General features: G+C 31.7%; 16 protein-coding genes. 12 read left to right on the top strand and 4 right to left on the bottom strand.

The genetic code is table 11. From position 1 onward, the window contains the following. Positions 1 to 69: 69 nt before the first annotated feature. Positions 70 to 867, bottom strand: coding sequence for a tetratricopeptide repeat protein (locus Z054_RS0106655; protein WP_024769301.1), 798 nt, complete (start codon positions 865 to 867; stop codon positions 70 to 72). After that, positions 864 to 1427, bottom strand: coding sequence for an RNA polymerase sigma factor (locus Z054_RS0106660; RefSeq protein WP_024769302.1), 564 nt, complete (start codon positions 1425 to 1427; stop codon positions 864 to 866). The genes Z054_RS0106655 and Z054_RS0106660 overlap by 4 nt, the downstream gene beginning before the upstream one ends. 115 nt (positions 1428 to 1542) lie before the next feature. Between Z054_RS0106660 and Z054_RS0106665 the strand changes: the two genes are divergently transcribed. The 11 genes from Z054_RS0106665 to Z054_RS27965 all read left to right on the top strand — a co-directional run bounded on the left by Z054_RS0106665 (position 1543) and on the right by Z054_RS27965 (position 19765). Continuing rightward, positions 1543 to 1929 carry a hypothetical protein gene (locus Z054_RS0106665; RefSeq protein ID WP_035090789.1) on the top strand — a complete coding sequence of 129 codons (387 nt, stop codon included), beginning with the start codon at positions 1543 to 1545 and terminating at the stop codon, positions 1927 to 1929. Between the two features lie 8 nt (positions 1930 to 1937). After that, complete coding sequence (locus tag Z054_RS0106670; protein ID WP_152538481.1) at positions 1938 to 4679, top strand: CHAT domain-containing protein; 2742 nt, start codon at positions 1938 to 1940, stop codon at positions 4677 to 4679. 168 nt (positions 4680 to 4847) lie between these two features. Then, positions 4848 to 5633, top strand: coding sequence for a hypothetical protein (locus Z054_RS0106675; RefSeq protein ID WP_024769305.1), 786 nt, complete (start codon positions 4848 to 4850; stop codon positions 5631 to 5633). 159 nt (positions 5634 to 5792) lie between these two features. Continuing rightward, on the top strand, positions 5793 to 6389 hold the full coding sequence (locus Z054_RS0106680; RefSeq protein ID WP_024769306.1) for a hypothetical protein: 597 nt from the start codon (positions 5793 to 5795) through the stop codon (positions 6387 to 6389). A 420-nt stretch (positions 6390 to 6809) separates the two neighbouring features. Next, complete coding sequence (locus Z054_RS0106685) at positions 6810 to 9791, top strand: M16 family metallopeptidase (protein ID WP_024769307.1); 2982 nt, start codon at positions 6810 to 6812, stop codon at positions 9789 to 9791. Between the two features lie 142 nt (positions 9792 to 9933). Next, positions 9934 to 10680 (top strand): 3-oxoacyl-[acyl-carrier-protein] reductase, encoded by a 747-nt coding sequence (gene fabG, locus Z054_RS0106690; protein ID WP_024769308.1) that lies wholly within the window; start codon positions 9934 to 9936, stop codon positions 10678 to 10680. Between the two features lie 165 nt (positions 10681 to 10845). Then, on the top strand, positions 10846 to 12876 hold the full coding sequence (locus Z054_RS0106695; RefSeq protein WP_024769309.1) for a hypothetical protein: 2031 nt from the start codon (positions 10846 to 10848) through the stop codon (positions 12874 to 12876). 21 nt (positions 12877 to 12897) lie between these two features. Next, entirely contained in the window at positions 12898 to 13713 is an 816-nt protein-coding gene (locus tag Z054_RS0106700) for a prohibitin family protein (protein WP_024769310.1), read from the top strand. A gap of 107 nt (positions 13714 to 13820) precedes the next feature. Then, positions 13821 to 14960, top strand: a complete 1140-nt coding sequence (locus Z054_RS0106705; RefSeq protein ID WP_024769311.1) for a diaminopropionate ammonia-lyase — start codon at positions 13821 to 13823, stop codon at positions 14958 to 14960. Positions 14961 to 14990: 30 nt separating this feature from the next. Beyond that, positions 14991 to 15905: a GNAT family N-acetyltransferase gene (locus Z054_RS32275; protein ID WP_024769312.1), complete on the top strand. Its 915-nt coding sequence runs from the start codon at positions 14991 to 14993 to the stop codon at positions 15903 to 15905. A gap of 125 nt (positions 15906 to 16030) precedes the next feature. Continuing rightward, positions 16031 to 19765: a fibronectin type III domain-containing protein gene (locus Z054_RS27965; protein WP_024769313.1), complete on the top strand. Its 3735-nt coding sequence runs from the start codon at positions 16031 to 16033 to the stop codon at positions 19763 to 19765. Positions 19766 to 19923: 158 nt separating this feature from the next. On the opposite strand, the gene Z054_RS0106720 is transcribed toward Z054_RS27965, so the two are convergent. Next, a complete protein-coding gene (locus Z054_RS0106720; protein WP_024769314.1) occupies positions 19924 to 20433 on the bottom strand; it encodes a hypothetical protein in 510 nt (169 codons plus the stop codon). 13 nt (positions 20434 to 20446) lie between these two features. Beyond that, positions 20447 to 21370, bottom strand: coding sequence for an OmpA family protein (locus tag Z054_RS0106725; RefSeq protein ID WP_024769315.1), 924 nt, complete (start codon positions 21368 to 21370; stop codon positions 20447 to 20449). A 349-nt stretch (positions 21371 to 21719) separates the two neighbouring features. On the opposite strand from Z054_RS0106725, the gene hisG reads away from it, so the two are divergent. Next, the gene (gene hisG / locus Z054_RS0106730) at positions 21720 to 22577 is read left to right on the top strand and encodes an ATP phosphoribosyltransferase (protein ID WP_024769316.1); all 858 of its coding nucleotides are present in this window, start codon (positions 21720 to 21722) and stop codon (positions 22575 to 22577) included. Positions 22578 to 22611: the final 34 nt, after the last annotated feature.

Raw genomic sequence — 22611 nt, forward strand, 5'->3', positions numbered from 1 at the left:
GTCTCAAAAAAAGGGATTAGTTTATCGCTTAAAAAAAACTTATAATGAAAATTCATTATAAGTTTTTTTTTATAGCTTACTTAGAAGTTCTGATGCTTCTTTAAATTTGTAATTACTTGAAGATTCTGTGATTTGAAGTAATATGTTTTTTGCTTTTGACAAGTCATTCTTTTTGAGAAATAATAAAGCTTTATACCATTGTCCTTTAGGACTGTCTATAAATTTGTTTTCTATTAACGTATTAAAACTGATTTCTGCTTTATCGAATTGCCCTAGTTCCATTTGAGAAATTCCAGTATAAAGATATATGGTTGCTCTATTCTCTTGAGCAGTAGAAAACTCCTTCTCTAAAATACCCAATGATTGCTCATATTCTTTAGCTTCAAATAATTTTTGCGCTTTGATTAGTAATTTTTGTTCACTATTGCCCCGGTCTACTAAAGAAGGTAGTTCTGATAAATCTAAATAATATGCGTATAGTTCATTAGGAGAAGTTTTAAAAGGAGAAAAAAGAGTAAGACCAATGATAACCAAAATAACCGCGATACCAGTGTATAGAATCCAAGACCGGTTTCTTTTATTTTCTTTTAGCTGATATTTAGAATTTACAGCATACAATGTGTCTTTTAGTGTCTGAGTTGATTCACTTCTAAGTATTTTCTCATACTCATCAATTTCAGGGTGATGAATATTACTACTAATACTCCATTCAGAATCATTTAAATTAAGAATGAGTTGTTTCTCAAAATTAACTTTTTCAAGAAAATCTTTATCACTTTCCATTCTTGACAAAACCAGATCTCTTTCTTTTTCTGTGAGTTTGTTATTTAGAAAATCCTGAATTAATATATGTTCATCTATACTCATAGTTTTTTTAGAGAATTATAACGCTCATCGTTTTTGATTACTTCAGATAATTTTGCTTTACATTTAAAAACACGCTGCCTGGCAACGGTTTCAGAATTATAACCCATTGTTTTTACAATATCTTTATAAGAAGTATTATTAAAAAATAGGGTTAATATTTTTTTGCAATTATCTGAGATTAAACTCAATTTTTCGGTAAACAATTCCCATCTTTTTTGTTCTAGAATTGATAATGCGAGATTACGCTCAGCAGGTACTAGTTCAATAATTTCACTATTTGTTACCCTGTTTTTTAATTTTTTTAATTCTCTACGCCATAAATTTTTACAAGAGGTAAATAAATAGGCTTCAAAACTACTTTTGATTTCGAATCTTTCTTTACGGTATCGAACGGTAATCTGTAACAAAGCCTTTTGAAAAATATCTTCGGCATCCTGTTGTTGTCCTTTATTTTGTATAATAAATTTTCTAACTCTAGGAAATACCAGGTTATAGATGTTCATGATTCCTTTAGAATCATTATTAAGTAAACTAGTAAGGTGTTGTGTTTTTTCCGTCATCAAAAAATTGTGAATCTATTATGCGAAAATAATTTTTTTATCTTCGTTTGGGTAACAAAATTGATGTTTTGGTAACTGATAAGGTGAAAGTAAATTAATTTATAAAATTATAGTGATGAAAAGAAGTTTTTTTTTGAATATAGTATTGATTATATGTGCATTTTTGTCTGTAGTAAGTTGTACATATGATACTGATATACCTTATGATGTTACTAAAAAAACAGATGTGAAGCAGGTACGTGCTGTTAGAACTATGGAAGTTTTAATTGAATATAGAAAAGGGACTTCGGAATATAATAAGGAAAAAGTTCGTGGCAATTACATCCGCACCGGGCTGCTGTTAAGTTGGGAAGAATGTGAAATTAAGGATAATGACGATGTTGAAGTTTGGGTAGTAAATGCTGAAATTTATTATGCAAAAGATCCTGCACCACTTACCAATCCTGATAAAGAAGATATGGATAAAGTGACATTGAATGCTAACTGTAAAGACTATAAGTAAGATTAATATTGAAATCGTATAAATTTCTATGGATAGGATTCTTGTGCATAACAATAAGTGGAAATGCTCAGGACCTGTATGAATATTACGAATCTTTATGGGATCGTAAGGACATCACTATTTCTAGTATTGAAAAAGAAGTTGATAGTATTATAGACCTTTATGAGAAAAAAGAACAGTATTTACATAGTATTAAAATCGCTCATGAATTTTCTAGAAAACTCTATCGAGAAGATTTATATACAAAGGGAATTAACTATGTAGAATACGAAATATCAGTATACCGAAAGTTAAGTTTAAGAAATAATATGTATGCAAAAGCTCTATATAATTTAGGGCTTTTTTATTCCCTTGTAAAGAATTTTGAAAAATCTATAACTTGTTATCAAGAAGTAGTTGATATTAATACCGATGAGTATAGTACCGCCAAGGCATTTTGCGAATTAGGAAAGTATTATTATAAAAGAGGAGATTTTTTTAGATCAAAAGATTACTATTCTCGTGGGGTTACTGGTTTAGAAAAATTTGATAAAAAGAAACTTTTAATAAAAAAATATATAGATTATTATCATGTTTTATTTGGGATAGACACTAAAAAGAGTCTGGACCAAATGTTTGAAGTGATGAATAAGACTAATCAACTTTTTCTTCTTGTTCAAGATTATTCATTAAACGATTATCGTACTTTGAACAATGACTATGCAAATTATTATTCTACCGAAGAAAGATTAGATTTTCATAAAGCCAGGTATTATAGCTATCGAAACCTAAATAAAGCCATACAGGATAATGATTCTACTTTTATATGTACATCGTATACCAACCTTGGAAGATTGTATATAGATGCTAAAGATGAAACACAAAAAGACAGCGTTCTCTTCTTTTTGAATAATGGATTGAAATATTCTCGAAGAAGAGAAGAGAAGTCTATTGTATACCATCAATTGAGTAATTATTATTTAGATAAGAATGAGTATCACGATGCACTTGTTAATATTCAAAAATCTTTAATTGAGAGTATTCGTCTGGATCAGAATATCTCAGCTTTACCTAGGCAGAATGATTTAATGATTTCGGATAATCAGTACTATGTTTTATTAGCCTTGATCCAGAAAGCAACTATTCTTATAAAATTATATGAGAAAGAAAATAATAGTAAACATATTGAACTTGCGCTTTCTAATTTGTTATCAGCAGATAAATTAGTTGATATTTTACTCGATGTTAGTAAGGAAGAAGAATCAAGATTAAACTGGCGAAAAAAAGCTTCAGAAATTTATCTAAAAGGAATACTGGTTTGTGAAATTCTTGATAAAGAAGAAAAAGCCTTTTACTTTTCAGAAAAAAAGAAAGCATTACTTTTAACAGAAGATATCCTTAAGAATACTGATAAATGGCAATTACCAGGTGAAATATTAGAACAAGAAAATGAGCTTAAAAAACAGATTCTAGATTTAGAAAATTTAATTTCTTCTCAGAAAAATAGAGATAGTATTAAGAAGTTAGAGTATAAGCGTTTTGAATTAAAACAAGAATATCAGAAACAAGAAGATTCTTTACAAATAGCATTTCCAGACTATTACAAAGAGAAAGAAACGACTAGCATAATTGATTTAAAGAAAATTCAAGAAACTTTAGATAAAGACAGTGTTATCATATCTTATGTTAGTAATAGGGATGATGATGATGATTCTTTTAGTGAATTGTATGCTGTTTTGGTTTCTAATACCAAAACAGAAATAATAAGAATAAGCGAATTAAAAGCTGTAGAAAAGCTAATCAGAACATACAGAAATCAATTATCTAAACCTTTTGAGACAGAAGAAGATAGATTAAGATTTCAGGAAATAGCTTCCGAATTATATACTTTATTGATTCCAAAAGGCAAAATCTCAACGTCTTTGAATCAAAAACACCTTATTATAATTCCTGATGGTACTCTACAATATATTCCTTTTGAATCCTTAGTAGTAGATAAGAATACCAATCGATATCTTATAGAAGACAACGAAATAAGTTATGGGTATTCTATGTCTTTTTTACAGCATAATGCTACCGTAAAGAGAAAACCATCTATGGATTTAGTAGCCTTTGCTCCAGTAACTTTTGCACATAGTGATTTAGATGATATTACCAACAGTATCAATGAAATTAATGCTATAGATAATTATATATCCTTAAATAGTTACCTAGAAAAGGAAGCATCTAAACAAAACTTTTTATCCAAAACAACGAATCATAAAATAATCCACCTGGCTACGCATGCTAATTTTTCGGATAACCTTCAAATAGCATTTAATGATACTAGTCTAGAATATCATGAGTTATATACGTCCAGAAATCAAGCAGAATTAGTGGTATTAAGTGCTTGTAATACGTCTTTAGGAAAAATAGCTAAAGGAGAAGGTGTTATGAGTTTGGCTAGAGGATTTTTCTATGCAGGGACTAATACGGTGATTTCATCTCTATGGAATGCTAATGATAAATCTACAGCTCAAATAATGGAAAGCTTTTATAGTAATTTAGATAAGGGGCAAACTAAATCTAAAGCTTTGCATAATGCCAAAATTGAATATATAAACTCTACTTCTTTATCAGACGCTTCTCCACATTATTGGGCAACATTTGTATTAATTGGTGATTCAGAAACCAAATTATTTCCATCCAATAATCTCTTCTATGGGATTATTTCATTCCTTTTTTTAGTATTGATAATCAGTATTTTACTGTTTTTTATCAAAAAAAGATAATTTTTTTGGGTAACAAAATACTAGTTATGGTCACAGGACAGCATAATTATTAAAAGAGAATCTTTTCTTTTCTAATTATATCATAAAAATTCTTTCGCGAAGAATGGACATACACTATGAGTGTCTTTAAATGTTTATAGTATTAATACAATTAAAATTATAATAAATATGTTACACAAATCAAAAATTATAATAACGTTCCTTTTAGGTTTTTTACTGTTTTCTTGTGCAGAAGATAATAATAATGATTTACAAGAAAATCAATTAAAAACTATTTCTGATAGCTCTAAAAATGCTACTGAATATTGTAATACAATAGCTGATTCGAAAAACCCTTATAATTATGTTGGTGAAATACATAATGAAATATTAAATGAATTTGTTCTTAACTATTCGGGAAAAAGATTGTCGGTAGATGAAATAGTTAGTATTGTTGAAGGTTTAGCAAATGAGAATCCTAGATTTTTAAGTATTGAGGGTGAGGAAACCCCTGTAGATCCATCAGATATATTGAGAGGAATTGATGATTTTGGAAATAATTTTCATAACATTATAAACGACCTGAGATTGTCATCACGTGCAAAAAATGATTTAAAAGTTTTAATTGATTATCTGTTTGATAGCGCATATTCGGAGAGAGAACCTAATTTTGATACAGTTCAGAGGGATTTAATTAGATTCGAGAATAATGCTCTTGGAAATAAAGATTACACTAGAGAGGAGAGAAAAACAATTTTATCTGCTATTTCTACGGCGAGATACTCAACATGTTACTGGTATAATTATTATGGCTCTGTAAGAGTAGCTGATAATTCACTTGCAAAGAAGAGAAAATGGTGGCAATGGTTAATAGTAGGTGCTGCAGATGTTGGCGGTACAATGGCGGGGACCATAGCTACAGGAGTGACTGCAAGCTCAACAGCTTATACCTATACAGATCCAGACAATAAATAAGGGATTGGTTTGTATAAATAGCATAACCCAATTTTAGATAGCGTGAGTTTGAATTATGAAACTAAAACAGCTTTCATAATTCAAACTCACGCTATTTAAAAATACAGATTACATTTAATTACTGGAACATAATATTTAGAATTCGTTTTATACACAATTATGAAAATTTATTTAGTCAAAATAGCTGCATTCTTTTTACTAACTCTTATGTTATTAAGTTGTGATCGTACTAATTATGATGGGCATTTATATATTGTATCACGAAACTCAAAAAGTAAAGAGGGTAATTTAGTTTTAAAATACAATTCAACTCCTAACGACATTTCACATATTGGTATCACTTTTAGCAAAGATATAGATGCGTATGTTTACAATGTTAGCTATGATAGTATAAATGGTTTTGGGTCTTCTTTAATTAAAGAAAGAATAGATTTCTTTTGGTCTTCACCAAATAATAAAGATAATAGAATTTGGTCATTGCCAATTAGTAAAGAAGAATATGAAAGATTGAAAGAGTATATAAAAAAACTTGAAAAAGAAAAGATTCATTTTGATTTTGACCCTAAAACCAATTTGGGGTTGTATTGCTCAGAATTTGTTTATAATGCTTTAGTATTTGCTAACAATAAAAAATTTACAGTAAAACCTATTGGCAAAAAATTAAAAGGTTATGAAAGGTTAATAACCAATGAAGAATACTTATCTTATTATCCAGCGGATTTTTTTCTTGAATATTTAAAAATAAAAGAATTGTAAAAATTCTATTTGATGTATTTAATGATTTTTTTTGTATTAATATATCTTCAATACCAGTATTTCCTTTTTTAGAAAATCCTATAATGTAATCTAATTGTACTACAGAAGCATTTTGAAAACTCCTCGTTTAATTTCGTACAGCTCAGTTTACCAAGCTTAACTTCTTATAAGCAGAAAAGTTTGAGTATCTAGGGTTTTTATTGAGAAACCTTTTTTTTATTGAATATTTAGTATACCAGTATCGAGGCAGCTTACTACCCATAATTTACTCTTCTTGGAAAATTTTATTCCTGTTAAAATATTCTTAATATTTGTAACATTGATAATTACTACACGTATTATAGTACATTAATTATAAACTAACTCATATAATCAACTCTGGTGTGTTTACAAGACACCATAAAACAATTAAAATAACATATGAAATTAATTAAAACGGTTTTGTTATTGCTGTCAGTTATTTGTCTTAGCAATTGTAAAAAATCATCATCAGAAACGAGTGTTTCGCAAGAAATTAAAGTCGAACAACATACCGACACAGCAGGTTTCAACTATGAAACTGTTACTAACGATCCAACAGGGTTAAGATTATATACCTTGGAGAATGGCTTAAAAGTATATTTAGCTAAAAATGAAGAAGAACCAAAAATTCAAACTTTTATAGCCGTACGAGCTGGTTCAAATTATGACCCTAAAGAAGCTACAGGGCTTGCTCATTATTTAGAGCATATGGTTTTTAAAGGTACTGATGAGATAGGTACTCAGGATTTTGAAAAAGAAAAAGTATTACTACAACAGATTTCTGATTTATATGAACAACATAAAGCAGAAACAGATGAAGATAAAAAGAAGGAGATATACAAGAAGATTGATGAAGTTTCTTTTGAAGCCTCAAAAATATCTATATCTAATGAATATGATAAAATGATTAGTTCTTTAGGAGCAGAAGGAACCAATGCACATACATGGTTTGAAGAGACTGTATATAAAAACAAAATCCCGGCTAATGAACTAGATAAATGGCTTAATGTAGAAAGTGAGCGATTTAGTCAACTGGTATTGCGTTTGTTTCATACAGAGCTAGAAGCTGTTTATGAAGAATTTAATAGAGGACAGGATAGCGATGGGTGGAAATCATATGCTGCAATGCTAGAAGGGTTGTTTCCCAATCACCCATATGGGCAACAAAAAACAATAGGAACCTCTGAGCATCTTAAAAACCCTTCAATGGTAGCGATACATAATTATTTTGACAAGTATTATGTTCCTAATAATATGGCTATGGTATTGGTTGGAGATATTGATTTTGATCAAACTATACAGAAAGTAAACAAAGCTTTTGGTGGTTTTGAGAAGAAAGAAGTTGTTCATCCTGTATTGCCAAAAGAAGAACCAATAACCAGTCCGGTTATTAAAGAAGTATTTGGACCTACTGCAGAATCTGTTTCTGTAGCATTTCGTTCAGGTGCTATAGGAACAAAAGAAGAAAAACTTCTAACACTAGCAGATATGTTATTGGCTAATGGTAATGCTGGTCTAATTGATTTGAACTTAAATCAAAAGCAAGCGGTTCAAAATGCAGGTTGTTCACCAACATTTTTAAATGATTATGGATACCATCAATTTTATGGATCACCAAAAGCAGATCAGACTCTGGATGAAGTGAAAGATTTATTGCTCTCTCAAATCGATAAGTTAAAAAAAGGAGAGTTTGACGAGTGGATGATTTCTGCAGTGGTTAATGACTTAAAACTTAGCCAAACAAGAGAATATGAAAATAATACTGCATTAGCTTCGGCATATTACAATGCATTTATTCATAGAGAAGATTGGAAAGATAAAGTCGAATTTTTAAATGAACTTAAGAAAGTTTCAAAACAAGAATTAGTAGATTTTGCAAATTCTTTTTATAAGGATAATTATGTAGTGATATACAAGCGTAAAGGAGAAGATAAAAACATTACTAAAGTAGAAAACCCTGGTATTACTCCTGTAGAGTTAAACAGAGATAAACAATCAGAATTTATCAAGGCATTTACTCAGCAAGAAACTCCTGCTTTAACCCCTAAGTATATTGATTATAAATCAGCGATTAAAGAAACTAAGACAACAAGTGAATTAAAAGTATCCTATATTGATAACCCTAATAATGACTTATTTAACCTTAGTATCATTTTTGATATGGGAAGAGATAATGATCGTAAAGTTTCTCTGGCAACAGGATATTTAGATTATTTAGGTACAGATAAATACTCTCCAGAAGAGCTAAAAAAGGAATTCTATAAACTAGGAATTGATTATTTTGTAAATGCAGGTTCTGATAAAACTTATGTCGGTATTTCTGGGTTAAAAGAAAACCTTGATGCAGGCTTGGCTTTATTAGAGCATTTATGGACTAATGCAGTTCCTAACCAGGAAACATATGCGAAATATGTAGATCAGATCGCAAAAGGACGTCAGGATTCGAAAACACAAAAAGGAAACATTTTGTGGAATGGGTTGATGAGCTATGGTATGTATGGTGATAATTCTCCTTTACGTAATATCTATACAATAGGAGAGTTGCAGGCTGTTAATCCACAGGAATTAGTAGATAAAATTAAAGAGCTTCGTAATTTTAAACAACGTATATTTTATTATGGTAAAGATGTAGATGCGGCAATAGCTTCTATAAACAAAAATCATAAGATTCAGGGTGAATTGTTAGACTATCCAGAAGAAGTTAAATACGTCCAAAAAGAAACCGGAGGTAATGTGTATTTTGTTGATTATGATATGGTACAGAGTGAAATGATATTTTTGGCAAAAGGATCAGAGTTTGATTCTGGTAAAATGGCAGCTTCAAGATTGTTTAATACATACTTTGGTAGTGGATTATCATCTATAGTGTTTCAAGAAATTAGAGAGTCAAAATCATTAGCATATTCTGCATTTTCTGCATATTCAACAGCATCAGAAAAAGGAGATTCTAATTATGTATATGCATATATAGGTACCCAGGCAAATAAAATGCCTCAGGCAGTAGATGCAATGATGGATTTAATGACTAATATGCCAGAAGCAGAAGAACAGTTTAACGCTGCAAAAGAAGCAACATTAAAGAAAATTGCTGCTCAGCGTATAACTAAATCTAAAATTTTCTGGACTTATGAAGGGTTGAAAAAAAGAGGAATCGATAATGATAATCGAGAAGAGATGTATAATACCATTAAAGATATGACTCTAGAAGATCTTAAGTCTTTCTTTAATGAAAATATAAAAGGAGAAACCTATAACGTACTTGTAGTTGGTAATAAAAAAGATGTAAATATGGATGCGTTATCTAAATTAGGTGTAGTTAAAGAAATGGATGTTGATTATCTTTTTAATTACGAGAAGAAAAATGAAGATATAAAACTGTAAAATCAGATAAACGATTATTAATTTATATACCCTGTGAGAAATCACAGGGTTTATTGCTGTTGACCTGTTTGTAATTCTTATATTTGAATTCACATTGCAAATTATAACTGGTTTAGATACCACAAAAATTAGAACATAACGAATGAATCTTTTACAAGGTAAAACAGCTATTATCACTGGAGCTACTCGTGGTATTGGCAAAGGAATAGCAGAAATTTTTGCACAGCAAGGAGCCAATATTGCTTTCACTTATAGTTCTTCTGTTGAAGCAGCTAAGACATTAGAAAAAGAATTAAATGGATTAGGAATAAAAGCTAAAGGATATCAAAGTAATGCTGCAAATTACGATCAGGCGCAGGAATTAGCTGCAGATGTCTTAGAAACATTTGGTAGTATTGATGTTTTAGTGAATAATGCAGGTATTACAAAGGATAACCTTTTAATGCGTATGAGTGAGGAAGATTTTGATAAAGTTATCGAAGTAAACCTGAAAAGCGTATTTAATATGACTAAGGCTGTTCAAAGAACTATGCTTAAACAACGTAAAGGAAGTATAATAAACATGAGTTCTGTTGTTGGAGTAAAAGGTAATGCAGGTCAAGCTAATTATGCAGCTTCAAAAGCTGGAATTATAGGCTTTTCAAAATCTGTTGCGTTAGAGCTTGGATCTAGAAATATTAGAAGTAATGTAGTTGCACCTGGTTTTATTGAAACTGAAATGACTGAAAAACTTGACGAAAAAGTTGTCGAAGGATGGCGTAATGCTATTCCGCTAAAACGAGGCGGTAGTCCAGAAGATATTGCAAATACATGTTTGTTTCTGGCAAGTGATTTAAGCGCATATATTACAGGACAAGTACTTAATGTGGATGGAGGAATGCTTACCTGATTTTAGAATTACGATTAGCGATTTCAGAATCATTTTTTTTTGAATATTTTAATATTTTTTGATTTTAAAGTCATTAAATTTCAACTTGTATGAAAAGAGTTGCACTTAACACTCTAAAATAAACTGTAATCCGTAACTCAACCATCGTATATTGTAATTTATAGAATGCAAACACAAATAATCTTATTGATCATAGCCGCTTTTATAACAGCATTAATTGTTGCATTGTTTCAATATTGGTATAAGACAAAAAACAGGAAAAAAAATATCCTGTTTTTTGCTTTTTTGCGTTTCCTTAGTGTTTTTGCACTGCTATTGTTGTTAATTAACCCTACCTTCAAACAGAATACCTACTATATAGAGAAACCGGTTTTGGTGGTTGCAGTGGATAATTCTTCTTCAATAAAATATCTTAAGCAAGATCAGGAAGTTACTCAGTTTGCAAATCAAATTGCAGAGAATGAAGAACTCAATGAAAGGTTTGATATTACTTACTATTCATTTTCTGATAAATTAAATGATTCTCTACGTTTTTCTTTTGATCAAAAGCAGACCAATATATCGAAAGCGTTAGAAGAATTAGAGCAAATTCATAAAAATACAATTGCACCCACAATTGTGATCACAGATGGAAATCAAACTTATGGTAAAGATTATCAATTTAGTAGCTTAGGGTATAAGCAAGCTGTGTATCCAATTATTTCTGGAGATACAATAAAGTTGTTGGATACAAAAATCCAACAACTTAATGTTAATCGTTATGCATATTTAAAAAATAAGTTTCCCGTCGAGGTAATTCTTACATATTCCGGTAATGAGGAAATTACGACTACATTTCAAGTAAAATCGGGAAATAGTACAATTTTTTCTCAGCCCGTTTCTTTCTCAGGTACAAATAATTCTACAGTAGTTAATTTTACGCTTCCGGCTAATAGAGTAGGTGTAAATCAATATGTTGCCGAATTGACACCTTTGGATATAGAAAAAAATACAATAAATAACTCAAAAACTTTTGCAGTAGAGGTAATTGATCAAAAAACCAATGTCTTATTGATAAGTGATATAGTACATCCAGATCTTGGAGCTATAAAGAAAAGTGTTGAAAGCAATGAAAGACGAAGTATTACGATTAGTAAACCTAATGAGAAGAAGGATCTAAACGATTATCAGTTAGTTATATTATATCAACCCAACACCAGATATAGAGGAGTTTATGAAAAATTAAATACGCTGAAAAAAAATTATTTTACTATTACCGGCCCAAAAACAGATTGGGTTTTTCTTAATAGGATTCAAAATAAGTATACCCAGGAAATTACAAGGCAAAATGAATATTATGTTCCCAGGTATAATAATAATTATGGAGCATTTCTTCAAGAAGATATTGGTTTTCAAAGTTATCCTCCTTTAATAGGAACTTTTGGCGAAATTAGAATGAATTCTAATCACGATCCTTTATTATACAGAACGGTAAGTAATATTGATACTGAAGAAATATTACTTGCTACTATAGAACGAGGAGGGGTAAGAGAAGCAGTTTTGTTTGGAGAAGGAATATGGAGATGGAGAGCTCAAAATTATTTAGATACTCAAAAATTTGAAGATTTTGATGAGTTTTTCGGTAAACTGATTCAGTATCTGGCTTCTAGTAAAAGAAAGAGTAGGTTAAATACCATCTCTGAGTCATTTTATTATGGTAATGCTAGTGTTGTTATTAAAGCAGAGTATTTTACAAAGAATTATGAATTTGAAAGGAGAGGAAATTTAAGAATTTCAATTAAAAATAAAGAAACAGAAGCTACCCAGACTATACCTATGTTATTGAAAAATAATTCATATGAAGTGGATTTGAGTAATCTTGAAGCAGGAAATTATGAATATACAGTAACAGTATTAGGTGAGAATATAGCACGTTCTGGGAGTTTTGCAATTCTAGAATATGATGTAGAACAACAATTTCTTAATGCAGATGTAACAAAACTAATGCAAGTAGCTACTAATACTAATGGTAAGTCATATTATTTAAACCAAAAAGACACACTTATAAAAGAACTGCTAGAAGATCAAAGATATCAAACCATACAGAAAAATAAGGAAAATGTAGTATCTTTAATAGACTGGAAATATCTTTTGGCAATAGTTATTTTGTTACTTACTATAGAGTGGTTTGCACGAAAATATAACGGACTTATTTAAAATTAAAAACTCAAAATTATTATGGAAAAATTACCAAAAATAGGATTGCCTATTCTAATTCTATTAGTATTAGCAATCGTCTTTATTTCAAAATCAACAGAAACTATTGGTTCTGGAGAAGCCGGTGTGCTTTATAAAACATTTGGAGGAGGTGTGGTTACAGATGGTCCACCTCTGGGAGAAGGTTTTCATCTAGTTGCTCCCTGGAATAAAGTAATCGTTTACGAAGTACGACAGCAAGAAGTTTTTGAAAAAATGCAGGTACTTTCTTCTAACGGATTAGAAATTAAATTAGATGCTTCTGCATGGTTTCAACCAGATTATGATAAATTAGGGTTATTACACCAGCAAAAAGGAGAAAATTATGTAGCACGAGTTTTATTACCAACAATACGATCTGCAGCTCGTAGTGTAGTAGGAAGATATACTCCAGAACAATTGTATTCTAGTAAAAGGGATGCGATCCAAAAAGAAATTTTTGAAGAGACAAAAAAGATAGTAGGTAATCAATTCATTCAGCTTAATGAAGTGTTGGTACGTGATGTAACATTACCACCTACGATTAAAGAAGCAATCGAGCGTAAACTAAGACAAGAGCAGGAAGCTCTGGAATATGAGTTTAGACTAGAAAAAGCCAAAAAAGAAGCTGAAAGACAAAAAATTGATGCAGAAGGTAAAGCAGTAGCTAACCAGATTTTGAGTGCGTCGTTAACAGATAAAATTCTTACAGAAAAAGGAATTGAAGCAACATTACAACTGGCCAAATCACCTAATGCTAAGGTTGTTGTTGTAGGATCAGGAAAAAACGGAATGCCAATAATTCTTGGTAATCAGTAAAAAACTGGATCACATGATTATATATACAGGCACTCTAGGGTGCCTGTTCTTTTTATGAGTTGAAATACGTGTAAAAGCATTTTTGGTAAACATATAAAAATATTTAAATGGAGATAAAAAATAAGAAGGATTCTTCGTTTTACATCAATAATCCAGATAATACGTTTGTAGATAATACAACTACTTCTATTCTTAAGGAATGCGATGATACATTGGCATTTCATTCATCTTTACCAGGATATAAACCAACGCCTTTAGTTCATTTACCTGGCTTATCAAAAAAGTATAATGTTGGTAATATTTATATCAAAGATGAATCATTTCGTTTTGGTTTAAATGCATTTAAAGGGTTAGGAGCTTCATATGCTATATATCAAATTCTTAAAAAGAAACCACAGATAGAAACTTTTTGTACAGCTACAGATGGTAATCATGGAAGAGCTGTGGCGTGGTCCGCTAATTTTTTTAATAAAAAAGCAGTGGTTTTTGTCCCAAACGATACTACAGATCAACGCATAAAAGCTATTGAGAAAGAAGGAGCAGTAGTTGAACAAGTGGATGGTAATTATGATAAAGCTTGTGCTTATGCTAAAGAAATGAGTAAAAAAAATGGATGGAAGCTAGTACAAGATACTGCCTGGGAAAATTATGAAGAAATACCGGCATATATTATGGGTGGATATTTAACGCTCTTTCAGGAAATGGAAGATAATCTTCATCTCATACCAAACCCAAAAATAGATCTTGTTTTTCTACAGGCTGGCGTTGGGAGTTTCGCAGGAACAGGAATTAGGTATTACTTAGAAAGGTATGGCGCAAATCGTCCTAAGATTATCATTATAGAACCAACAGAAGCAGATGCTATTCTTGCTTCATTTAAAGAAGGAAAAATAACTACTTCATTAGGGAATAGTAAAACAATAATGGCAGGGCTTAATTGTGGAACACCTTCACTAGGAGCCTGGGACTTACTAAAAAATGGAAGTGATGTATCTATCAAAATTGATGATAAATATTCAAGAGAAGCAATTCGGGAACTTTATTTTTCTAATGAATTAGATGCGAAAATAATTTCTGGAGAATCCGGTGCTAGCGGTTTAGCAGGTTTTATTGCAATCATGACAGAGCAAGAATGTAAACCTATAAAAGAAGAACTAAATATAAATGAAACCACTAATATTCTTTTTATAAGTACAGAAGGTGCAACAGATATAGATATGTTTAATAAAATCATAAGTGAGCAATAATTAATTATAATATAGAAAGTTAGGCAGCAAATGAGAAAAATATTAGAAACCGAAAGATTGTCTCTACGTGAATTTAATTTAGAAGATTCTGACTTTGTTTTAAAATTGATAAACTCTCCAAAGTGGATAGAATTTATTGGAGACAGGAATATTAAGACAAATGTTGAAGCAGAGGGATATTTAAAAAATAACCTAATAAAAAGTTACAAAGAAAATGGGTTTGGTTTATGGGTAGTTGTATTGAAAGAAACCAATGTTTCTATAAGAATGTGTGGATTAGTAAATAGAGATACACTAGAAGATATTGATATTGGATTTGCAATGCTTCCAGAATATTTAGGGATGGGCTATGGCTACGAAATAGCAAATGCAACAATGAACTATGCTAAAAATACCTTACATCTTGATAAAATTGTAGGTATAACAAACCCTAATAATATTGCTTCGATTAAGTTGTTAAATAAGATTGGATTACGTTTTGAAAAAACTATAGAATTATCAGAAAAGGATACAGTTCTATTTTTTTCTACCCCTACAGATACTAAAGAAGAAAACGAAATAAGTAAACTTACGACGAGGTTTTTTAGTCTGTTTACCAATGCAGGAGGGAAGATTCCTAATGTTGAGGATATAGAAAATATATTTATTACTAATGGTATTATAATAAGTAATACTCATGGTGTTCCAGAGACCTATAATATTAATGAGTTTATAACTCCAAGAAAAAAAATGTTGAGTGATGGGACGCTTACAGATTTTAGTGAACGTGAAATTTCACATAAAACAGAAATATATAGAAATGTAGCGCAACGATTTAGTTTTTACGAAAAATCTGGTAAATTAAACGGTTCATATTTTGAGTCTCGGGGAATGAAAACGATTCAGTTTATCAAAGTAGGTCTTGATTGGAAAATGTCTTCTGTGGCTTGGAGTGATGAAAAATAGAGTATAGTTAGGTTAGTATTAGATGTTAAAAGTTAAATTAAGTTAAATTTAACTTTTATTATGTTAAATTTGGTTTTTTACCGTAATGATATTACTTTTAAACCTCAAACTCAACTAATGCTAATATGAAAAAAAGAATGATCCGCCCGGTTCTACTGGGCCTAGGATTAATCGCCCTATCAGTAATCGTAATAATTTCTATAAAGAAAGACAATTTAGAACAAAGTACGAACAAAACTGAAATCGATAATCTACGAGAACAACACAGTACATATTTAAAAAACAGCCCCTACAAAGAGACTTTAAAATTAACAAAGTCTGAGAGAAAAGCCAAAGGACTTCCGCCAAATAGATATTTTGAGCAGATGTGGGAATTGACAATGAACCCTGCAACTGGTAAAACAGAACCTGAGAAAATCTATGCAGTTCAAAAACAATTAGTAAATACAGCAAAAAGAGCACCGGGAGATGCTCAAGATAATCCTTGGGTAGAAAGAGGTCCTAATGATATAGGAGGACGTACACGTGCTATTTTATTTGATCCTAATGATGCTAACAACAGAAAAGTTTATGCCGGAGGTGTTAGTGGAGGATTATGGGTTAATAATGATATTACATCTGCAGCTTCACAATGGAGTCGAGTGCAGAATGTCCCCGGAAACCTTTCGGTAACATCAATAACTGTAGATCCAAGAAACTCAAACATATGGTATGTAGGTACAGGAGAACAATATACCTTTGGAGCAGTAGTTGGTAGTGGAGTATACCGTTCTACAGATGGTGGTAATACTTGGCAAGCTGTTAATATCCCTGCTGCTGGTGGTGGTAATTTTAATAATAACGCCTCAAACCTATTCCTTTCGGGTATTTATTATGTAAATGATGTTGTAGCCTGGAATAATACAGCGCAGAATCGTACCGAATTATTTGTAGGAGTAGGAGCCCATTTATATGGTAATGCTTCTACACCAAGAAATTGGTTGGGACTTCAATCTGCAGGATTGTATCGTTCTATAGATGGAGGCGCTACCTGGAATAGAATAGAATCGGCAAATATGAGATTTGCGAATAATGGGAACCAATACTCATATATTCCAAATGATTTTGAAATTGGAGCAGATAATAGACTGTGGATGGGAACTATTACTTCTCCGGGAATTGGAGGAAATGGTGGAGGACGCGTATTTAGTTCTAATGATGGCGCAACCTGGACAGAAGCAGCGGCTTCCCCGCTTAATGATTCTAATAGAGTAGAGTTAGAGACTTCCGCAACCAATGCTAATAAAATATATGCACTAACTCAAGGTGTTGCCAGAGATGCAAATAATAAAGTCATAGACCCAGTTCATGTATATAAAACACTGGATGGTTTTGCAACAGCTCCAACTGCTACAGCATTACCAAATGATGTAGATAATGGTATTCCTGCAAAAGATTTTACAAGAGGACAAGCATTTTATGATTTAATGATAGAATCTGATCCTAATAATGATAACATTGTATATGTTGGAGGAATAGATCTTTTTAGATCAGCAAATAGCGGTGACGCATGGAGCCAAATTTCTAAATGGTCAAACAATAATAATTTAGCAGGAATAGGAGCTTCTATTGTTCATGCTGATCAACATGCTATGGCGTTCAGACCAGGAAACTCAAATCAAGCAATTTTTGGTAATGATGGAGGGATATTTTATGCAAATAGCTTGTCTACAGCTGCAAATAATAATGTATTTGGAGCAAGAAATAATAATTATAATGTAACCCAATATGTAAAGGCAGGTATAGGACCTAATGGAGCTGGTGACGTAGCTGGTATTTTTTCTGCAGGAGCTCAGGATAATGGATCTCAGGCATTTAGAAATGTAGTAGCGGGAATAAATGGATCCGAACAATTAACAGGAGGAGATGGTTTCTATACTTTTGTAGATAAAGATGGTGAATATATGATTGCTACGTATGTACATAATGTAATTTATAGGTTTAATTTACCATGGGACGGGCGCGGTAGAATCCAAGGAGGAGCAACAACGCTTGTAAATGATCAGGGAACTGGTGATTTTGTAAACCAAATGGGATATGATAGTAACGCTAATTACCTATTGTCAAATGGTTCTTCTTATGATGGAGCTGCTGGGGCTTGGAATTATTCTATAAAGACAATAGATGTTGCAGGAGATAGAAATGCAGATATTACAAATGCATTATTAACAGGTAAACCTACAGCTTTTATAGCTTCTTCTTTTGCCAACAATACATGGTATGTGGGTACTTCCTCTGGCGGTTTGTTGAGATTAACAAATGTTGGTTTAGGAGTAGCTAACTGGGCAGAAATAAATACACCTTTTGTAGGATCTGTTTCCTCTGTTAGATTAGGAGCAACTGCAAATGATATTATAGTGACGATTCATAATTATGGTGTTACTAGTGTATGGTACTCATCTGATGCAGGAGCTAATTGGTCAAATAAAGAAGGAGACCTTCCTGATATCCCAGTTAGAGATATTTTACAAAACCCTTTAGATAGAACAGAAGTAATTGTAGCAACACAACTAGGAGTTTGGGTTACTACAAATTTTGATGCAGCAAATCCAAATTGGGTTCGATCACAAAATGGTATGAGCGATGCTAGTGTAACCTCTTTCGATTATTGGGAAATAAATGGAAATCAAAATAACAATAAGATTATAGCTTCTACTTATGGACGAGGCATTTTTACAGGTTCATTTACTGCTAACGGAGTGCAAGATAACCAAGCACCTACAGCACCAACGAATCTTGTAGCATCTAATGTTGCAGAAACTACACTAACATTATCTTGGACCGCATCTAATGATAATGTTGGAGTCACAGAATATGATGTATATCAGGGAAATACTAAAATTGGATCAACAACCGCAACTAGTACTGGTATTAATTCATTAACTGCTAATACTTCATATCAATTTAGAATCAAAGCTAAGGATGCAGCAGGAAACGAATCCGGATTTAGTAATACGCTTGATGTTACGACATTAGCGGCAGCACCAGTTGACCCTTGTGCAGGAGTAGCTGCCTATGTTAATGGTCAGGCATATCCGGTTGGAAGCAGGGTAACATTCTCGGGAGATTTGTATGAGAGAACTGCTACAACGTGGATTAATCTTGGAGCATGTGGAGTTCCAGGAGATACTCAAGCACCTACAGCACCAACGAATCTTGTAGCATCTAATATTGCAGAAACTACACTAACATTGTCCTGGACCGCATCTAATGATAATGTTGGAGTTACAGAATATGATGTATATCAAGGAAATACTAAAATTGGATCTACAAGTGCAACTAGTACAGGGGTTAATTCATTAACCGCCAATACTGTCTATCAATACACTATTAAAGCTAAGGATGCAGCAGGAAACGAATCTGGATTTAGTAATGCAGTTAATGTTAATACATTAGCTCCAGCACCAGTTGACCCTTGTGCGGGAGTGGCTGCCCATGTTTCTGGCCAGGCATATCCGGTTGGAAGTAGAGTTACATACTTAGGAAGTTTATATGAGAGGACGGCTACTACCTGGACTAATCTTGGACCATGTGGAGTTGCCGCTGCGGTTGCATCTGTTAATTCAGCCTCAAACACTGATCTTGCAGGACCTCCGATACCACTTAGTTTTTATCCTAATCCTGTAGAAAATGATATGTATGTTGCTACAACAGATACATCAGAAATAAATTATATGATAATGAATGCTGCTGGTCAAATTGTAGATCAAGGAGTTATTACTAATAATATAGTAGATGTTCAAAGCTTGAATAAAGGAATATATATACTGAAATTGAAATCAGAAAATGATATAATGATTAAACAATTTGTGAAAAAATAATAATTTTATTAGAGTGATTTGTTTAGGAGGCTGTCTGAAAAGGCAGTCTTCTTTTTTTTGAATAAGTTATATATCTTGATTTTAACTTTATATGTAAAAAAGCCTCCATAATATAAATTATGAAGGCCTTAACTAAATAGTAAAATGGTTAGTGGTTACTACTTATTTTTAAGTTTTTCAGCTTGTTTTGTCCATTTATCTCTTTCAATTCTACCAGGAAAGAATTGAATAAGTGCTGTTACTGTATCTATGTCTTCTGCGGTAAATTTACTAATTTGATCAAAAGTATAGATACCAATACTGTTTAATTTTTCTTCAATAAAAGGACCGACACCGCTAATTAGCTTTAAATCATCCTTTTGAGAGGCATCTGCTTTACCAAAACTATCAAAATTTAATGTAGGCAGTTCTCCACCATTTGTAACAGCTACTCCTCCATGATCCCGCGTCTTAACTGCTTTAATCCCATTTTCTGGGTTAGAAAATGTAGAATTTGCCTTTTCATTAGTTGCATTTTTAAGCATGGTATTTTCTCTTTCACACTCATCCAATGCTTTTTTATATTTTTTTTTGAGCGCTCTTTTTGCTAAAAATCTTCCTAACAAAAATGCCAGGAATAATATCAATAATAAGCACCACCAATTTGCTTCGTTTAAAAAATCTAACATAGTTGTAATATTTTTAGTTTACGGTTATTTCTATTCTTCTGTTTTTTGCTCTGTTTTCCTCACTATCATTTGGAACGATAGGACTTGATTCTCCTTTGGATAAGGCTATGATTTTATCTTTGACAATACCTTGTGAAATAAGATACTCCCGTACATTATTTGCTCTTTGTTGTCCAAACCAGAGATTTGCGTCTTCCTCACCAACATCATCTGTATGTCCAGTGATTACAACAGACTTGTCAGGATATTTATTGATGTAATTTTTGAGTTCTAGTGCATAATTAGATAAAGTAGCATCTGGTTGAAATGTTTTTTGAGCAAAATTAGAATGCAATGTCCTGGCCGCTATACTTTTTTCTACTTCAGCCAATCTAGCTTCATTTAGAGTCATAAAATTCAATAGTATTCCACCTGTATAGTTACCATCATCAGAATAAGTGTAATTATTCAACTGTGTTTTGGTAACGATACGATCTGCATTAATTCCGGTCTTAACCAAAATATCTTTAATAAAGTTAGCTCTAGAGATACCCAATTGTGTACTATCTCTATTTTCAGAAGAATTCTCGTAACCATAAACGATGAGTTCCTGATCTTGATATTGACCTAAATAATCAGCTACTTGTTGACTAAATCCTTTTAGAGGATCAGGAATAAATACATCTCCGTTAGTATTGTTAATTTTTAGATTTTCGATATATCTAAATACATCTTGTCCATGTGGACCTTTTGCAAATAATCCAACAGTTCTATTTGCTGCTGTAATGCTATCTTCATATGCTTTTTTAGCTAATGCTTCTAATTCCGGATCAGGTTTTTGTTCTACCACAGGTATACTTTTATTAGTGCTTTTTGTACACCAATCACAGGAGTAATACCACCATATTGCCAGCCAGGCAAAAAGTAGAAAAATAAGAAAAGAGGAAAGATTTTTCATGTGTTGTTGATTAGTATTGGTTTCTTAAAGTTATAAAAATGTTTATAATCAACCTATTGAAGGCTTTAAATTCTATGGATTTAATCATAGAAAAAAGATGAATCGCAAAAAAATAAGTTGAAATGCGTTTGAGTAAAAATAATTTTTTATAAATTCGCAGGGTATTTAGAAAAAAACAATGAATAATATATTTATACATCATCATCATTCTTACATTTTCGCTCAGGCGTGGTAGGTATGATATGTGTATAACACAATAATATGAAAACCCGTTTGAGTAATTCAAACGGGTTTTTTGTTTCTACAAAACTCGTTTTTGAATTACTCAAGCACAACAACAACAATAAAAATGTCAAAAATTAAAATTGCAATTCAAAAAAGTGGGCGTCTTAATGAAGATTCAGTAAAAATACTGAAAGACTGTGGTATCTCTATTGATAATGGTAAAGATCAACTAAAAGCTCAAACTCGTAATTTTCCTATGGAAGTTATGTTTTTACGAAATGGAGACATACCTCAATACCTAAGGGATGGTATTGTTGATATTGCTATTATAGGAGAGAATGTACTTATAGAAAAAGGAAAAGATATTTCGATTACAGAACGACTCAATTTTTCTAAATGTAAAGTTTCTCTGGCGGTTCCAAAAGATTTTGAATACAGTTCGATTAAAGATCTTGATGGAAAAAGAATTGCTACATCGTATCCAAATACAGTTAGTGAATATTTGGATAAACAAGGGATTTCGGCAGAATTACACCAAATATCGGGATCTGTAGAGATCGCACCGAATATTGGTTTGGCAGATGCAATTTGCGATATTGTATCCAGCGGTAGTACATTATTTAAAAATAACCTGAAAGAAGTAGAGGTAATGCTCACTTCTGAAGCTGTGCTAGCAGTGTCCCCAAAAATATCAAACGATAATAAAAGACTTCTTGAGAAATTACAATTTAGAATCAAAGCAGTTTTAAAAGCCAGAAATTCTAAATATGTCTTACTTAATGCTCCCAACCACAAAATAAAAGACATTGTTAAGATACTACCTGGTATGCGAAGTCCTACAGTATTACCGTTGGCAGAAAAAGGATGGAGTTCTATTCATACTGTTGTAGAGAAAAATAAGTTTTGGGATATTCTTGATGAGCTAAAAGCAGAAGGAGCAGAAGGAATTTTGGTTTGCCCAATTGAAAAAATGGTTTTATAAATAACTTAATGTGTTTCTGTAAAGACAGAAATTA

The organism is Aquimarina macrocephali JAMB N27 (assembly GCF_000520995.1).
GTDB lineage: Bacteria > Bacteroidota > Bacteroidia > Flavobacteriales > Flavobacteriaceae > Aquimarina > Aquimarina macrocephali.

What these genes read in the sequence shown, in the direction of transcription:
- Z054_RS0106685 (WP_024769307.1), top strand. Translation starts at nt 6,810, where the DNA reads ATGAAATTAATTAAAACGGTTTTGTTATTGCTGTCAGTTATTTGTCTT.
- fabG (WP_024769308.1), top strand. Translation starts at nt 9,934, where the DNA reads ATGAATCTTTTACAAGGTAAAACAGCTATTATCACTGGAGCTACTCGT.
- Z054_RS0106675 (WP_024769305.1), top strand. Translation starts at nt 4,848, where the DNA reads ATGTTACACAAATCAAAAATTATAATAACGTTCCTTTTAGGTTTTTTA.
- Z054_RS0106720 (WP_024769314.1), bottom strand. Translation starts at nt 20,433, where the DNA reads ATGTTAGATTTTTTAAACGAAGCAAATTGGTGGTGCTTATTATTGATA.
- Z054_RS0106660 (WP_024769302.1), bottom strand. Translation starts at nt 1,427, where the DNA reads ATGACGGAAAAAACACAACACCTTACTAGTTTACTTAATAATGATTCT.
- Z054_RS0106700 (WP_024769310.1), top strand. Translation starts at nt 12,898, where the DNA reads ATGGAAAAATTACCAAAAATAGGATTGCCTATTCTAATTCTATTAGTA.
- Z054_RS0106655 (WP_024769301.1), bottom strand. Translation starts at nt 867, where the DNA reads ATGAGTATAGATGAACATATATTAATTCAGGATTTTCTAAATAACAAA.
- Z054_RS0106680 (WP_024769306.1), top strand. Translation starts at nt 5,793, where the DNA reads ATGAAAATTTATTTAGTCAAAATAGCTGCATTCTTTTTACTAACTCTT.
- Z054_RS27965 (WP_024769313.1), top strand. Translation starts at nt 16,031, where the DNA reads ATGAAAAAAAGAATGATCCGCCCGGTTCTACTGGGCCTAGGATTAATC.
- Z054_RS0106695 (WP_024769309.1), top strand. Translation starts at nt 10,846, where the DNA reads ATGCAAACACAAATAATCTTATTGATCATAGCCGCTTTTATAACAGCA.
- Z054_RS0106665 (WP_035090789.1), top strand. Translation starts at nt 1,543, where the DNA reads ATGAAAAGAAGTTTTTTTTTGAATATAGTATTGATTATATGTGCATTT.
- Z054_RS0106725 (WP_024769315.1), bottom strand. Translation starts at nt 21,370, where the DNA reads ATGAAAAATCTTTCCTCTTTTCTTATTTTTCTACTTTTTGCCTGGCTG.
- Z054_RS32275 (WP_024769312.1), top strand. Translation starts at nt 14,991, where the DNA reads ATGAGAAAAATATTAGAAACCGAAAGATTGTCTCTACGTGAATTTAAT.
- hisG (WP_024769316.1), top strand. Translation starts at nt 21,720, where the DNA reads ATGTCAAAAATTAAAATTGCAATTCAAAAAAGTGGGCGTCTTAATGAA.
- Z054_RS0106705 (WP_024769311.1), top strand. Translation starts at nt 13,821, where the DNA reads ATGGAGATAAAAAATAAGAAGGATTCTTCGTTTTACATCAATAATCCA.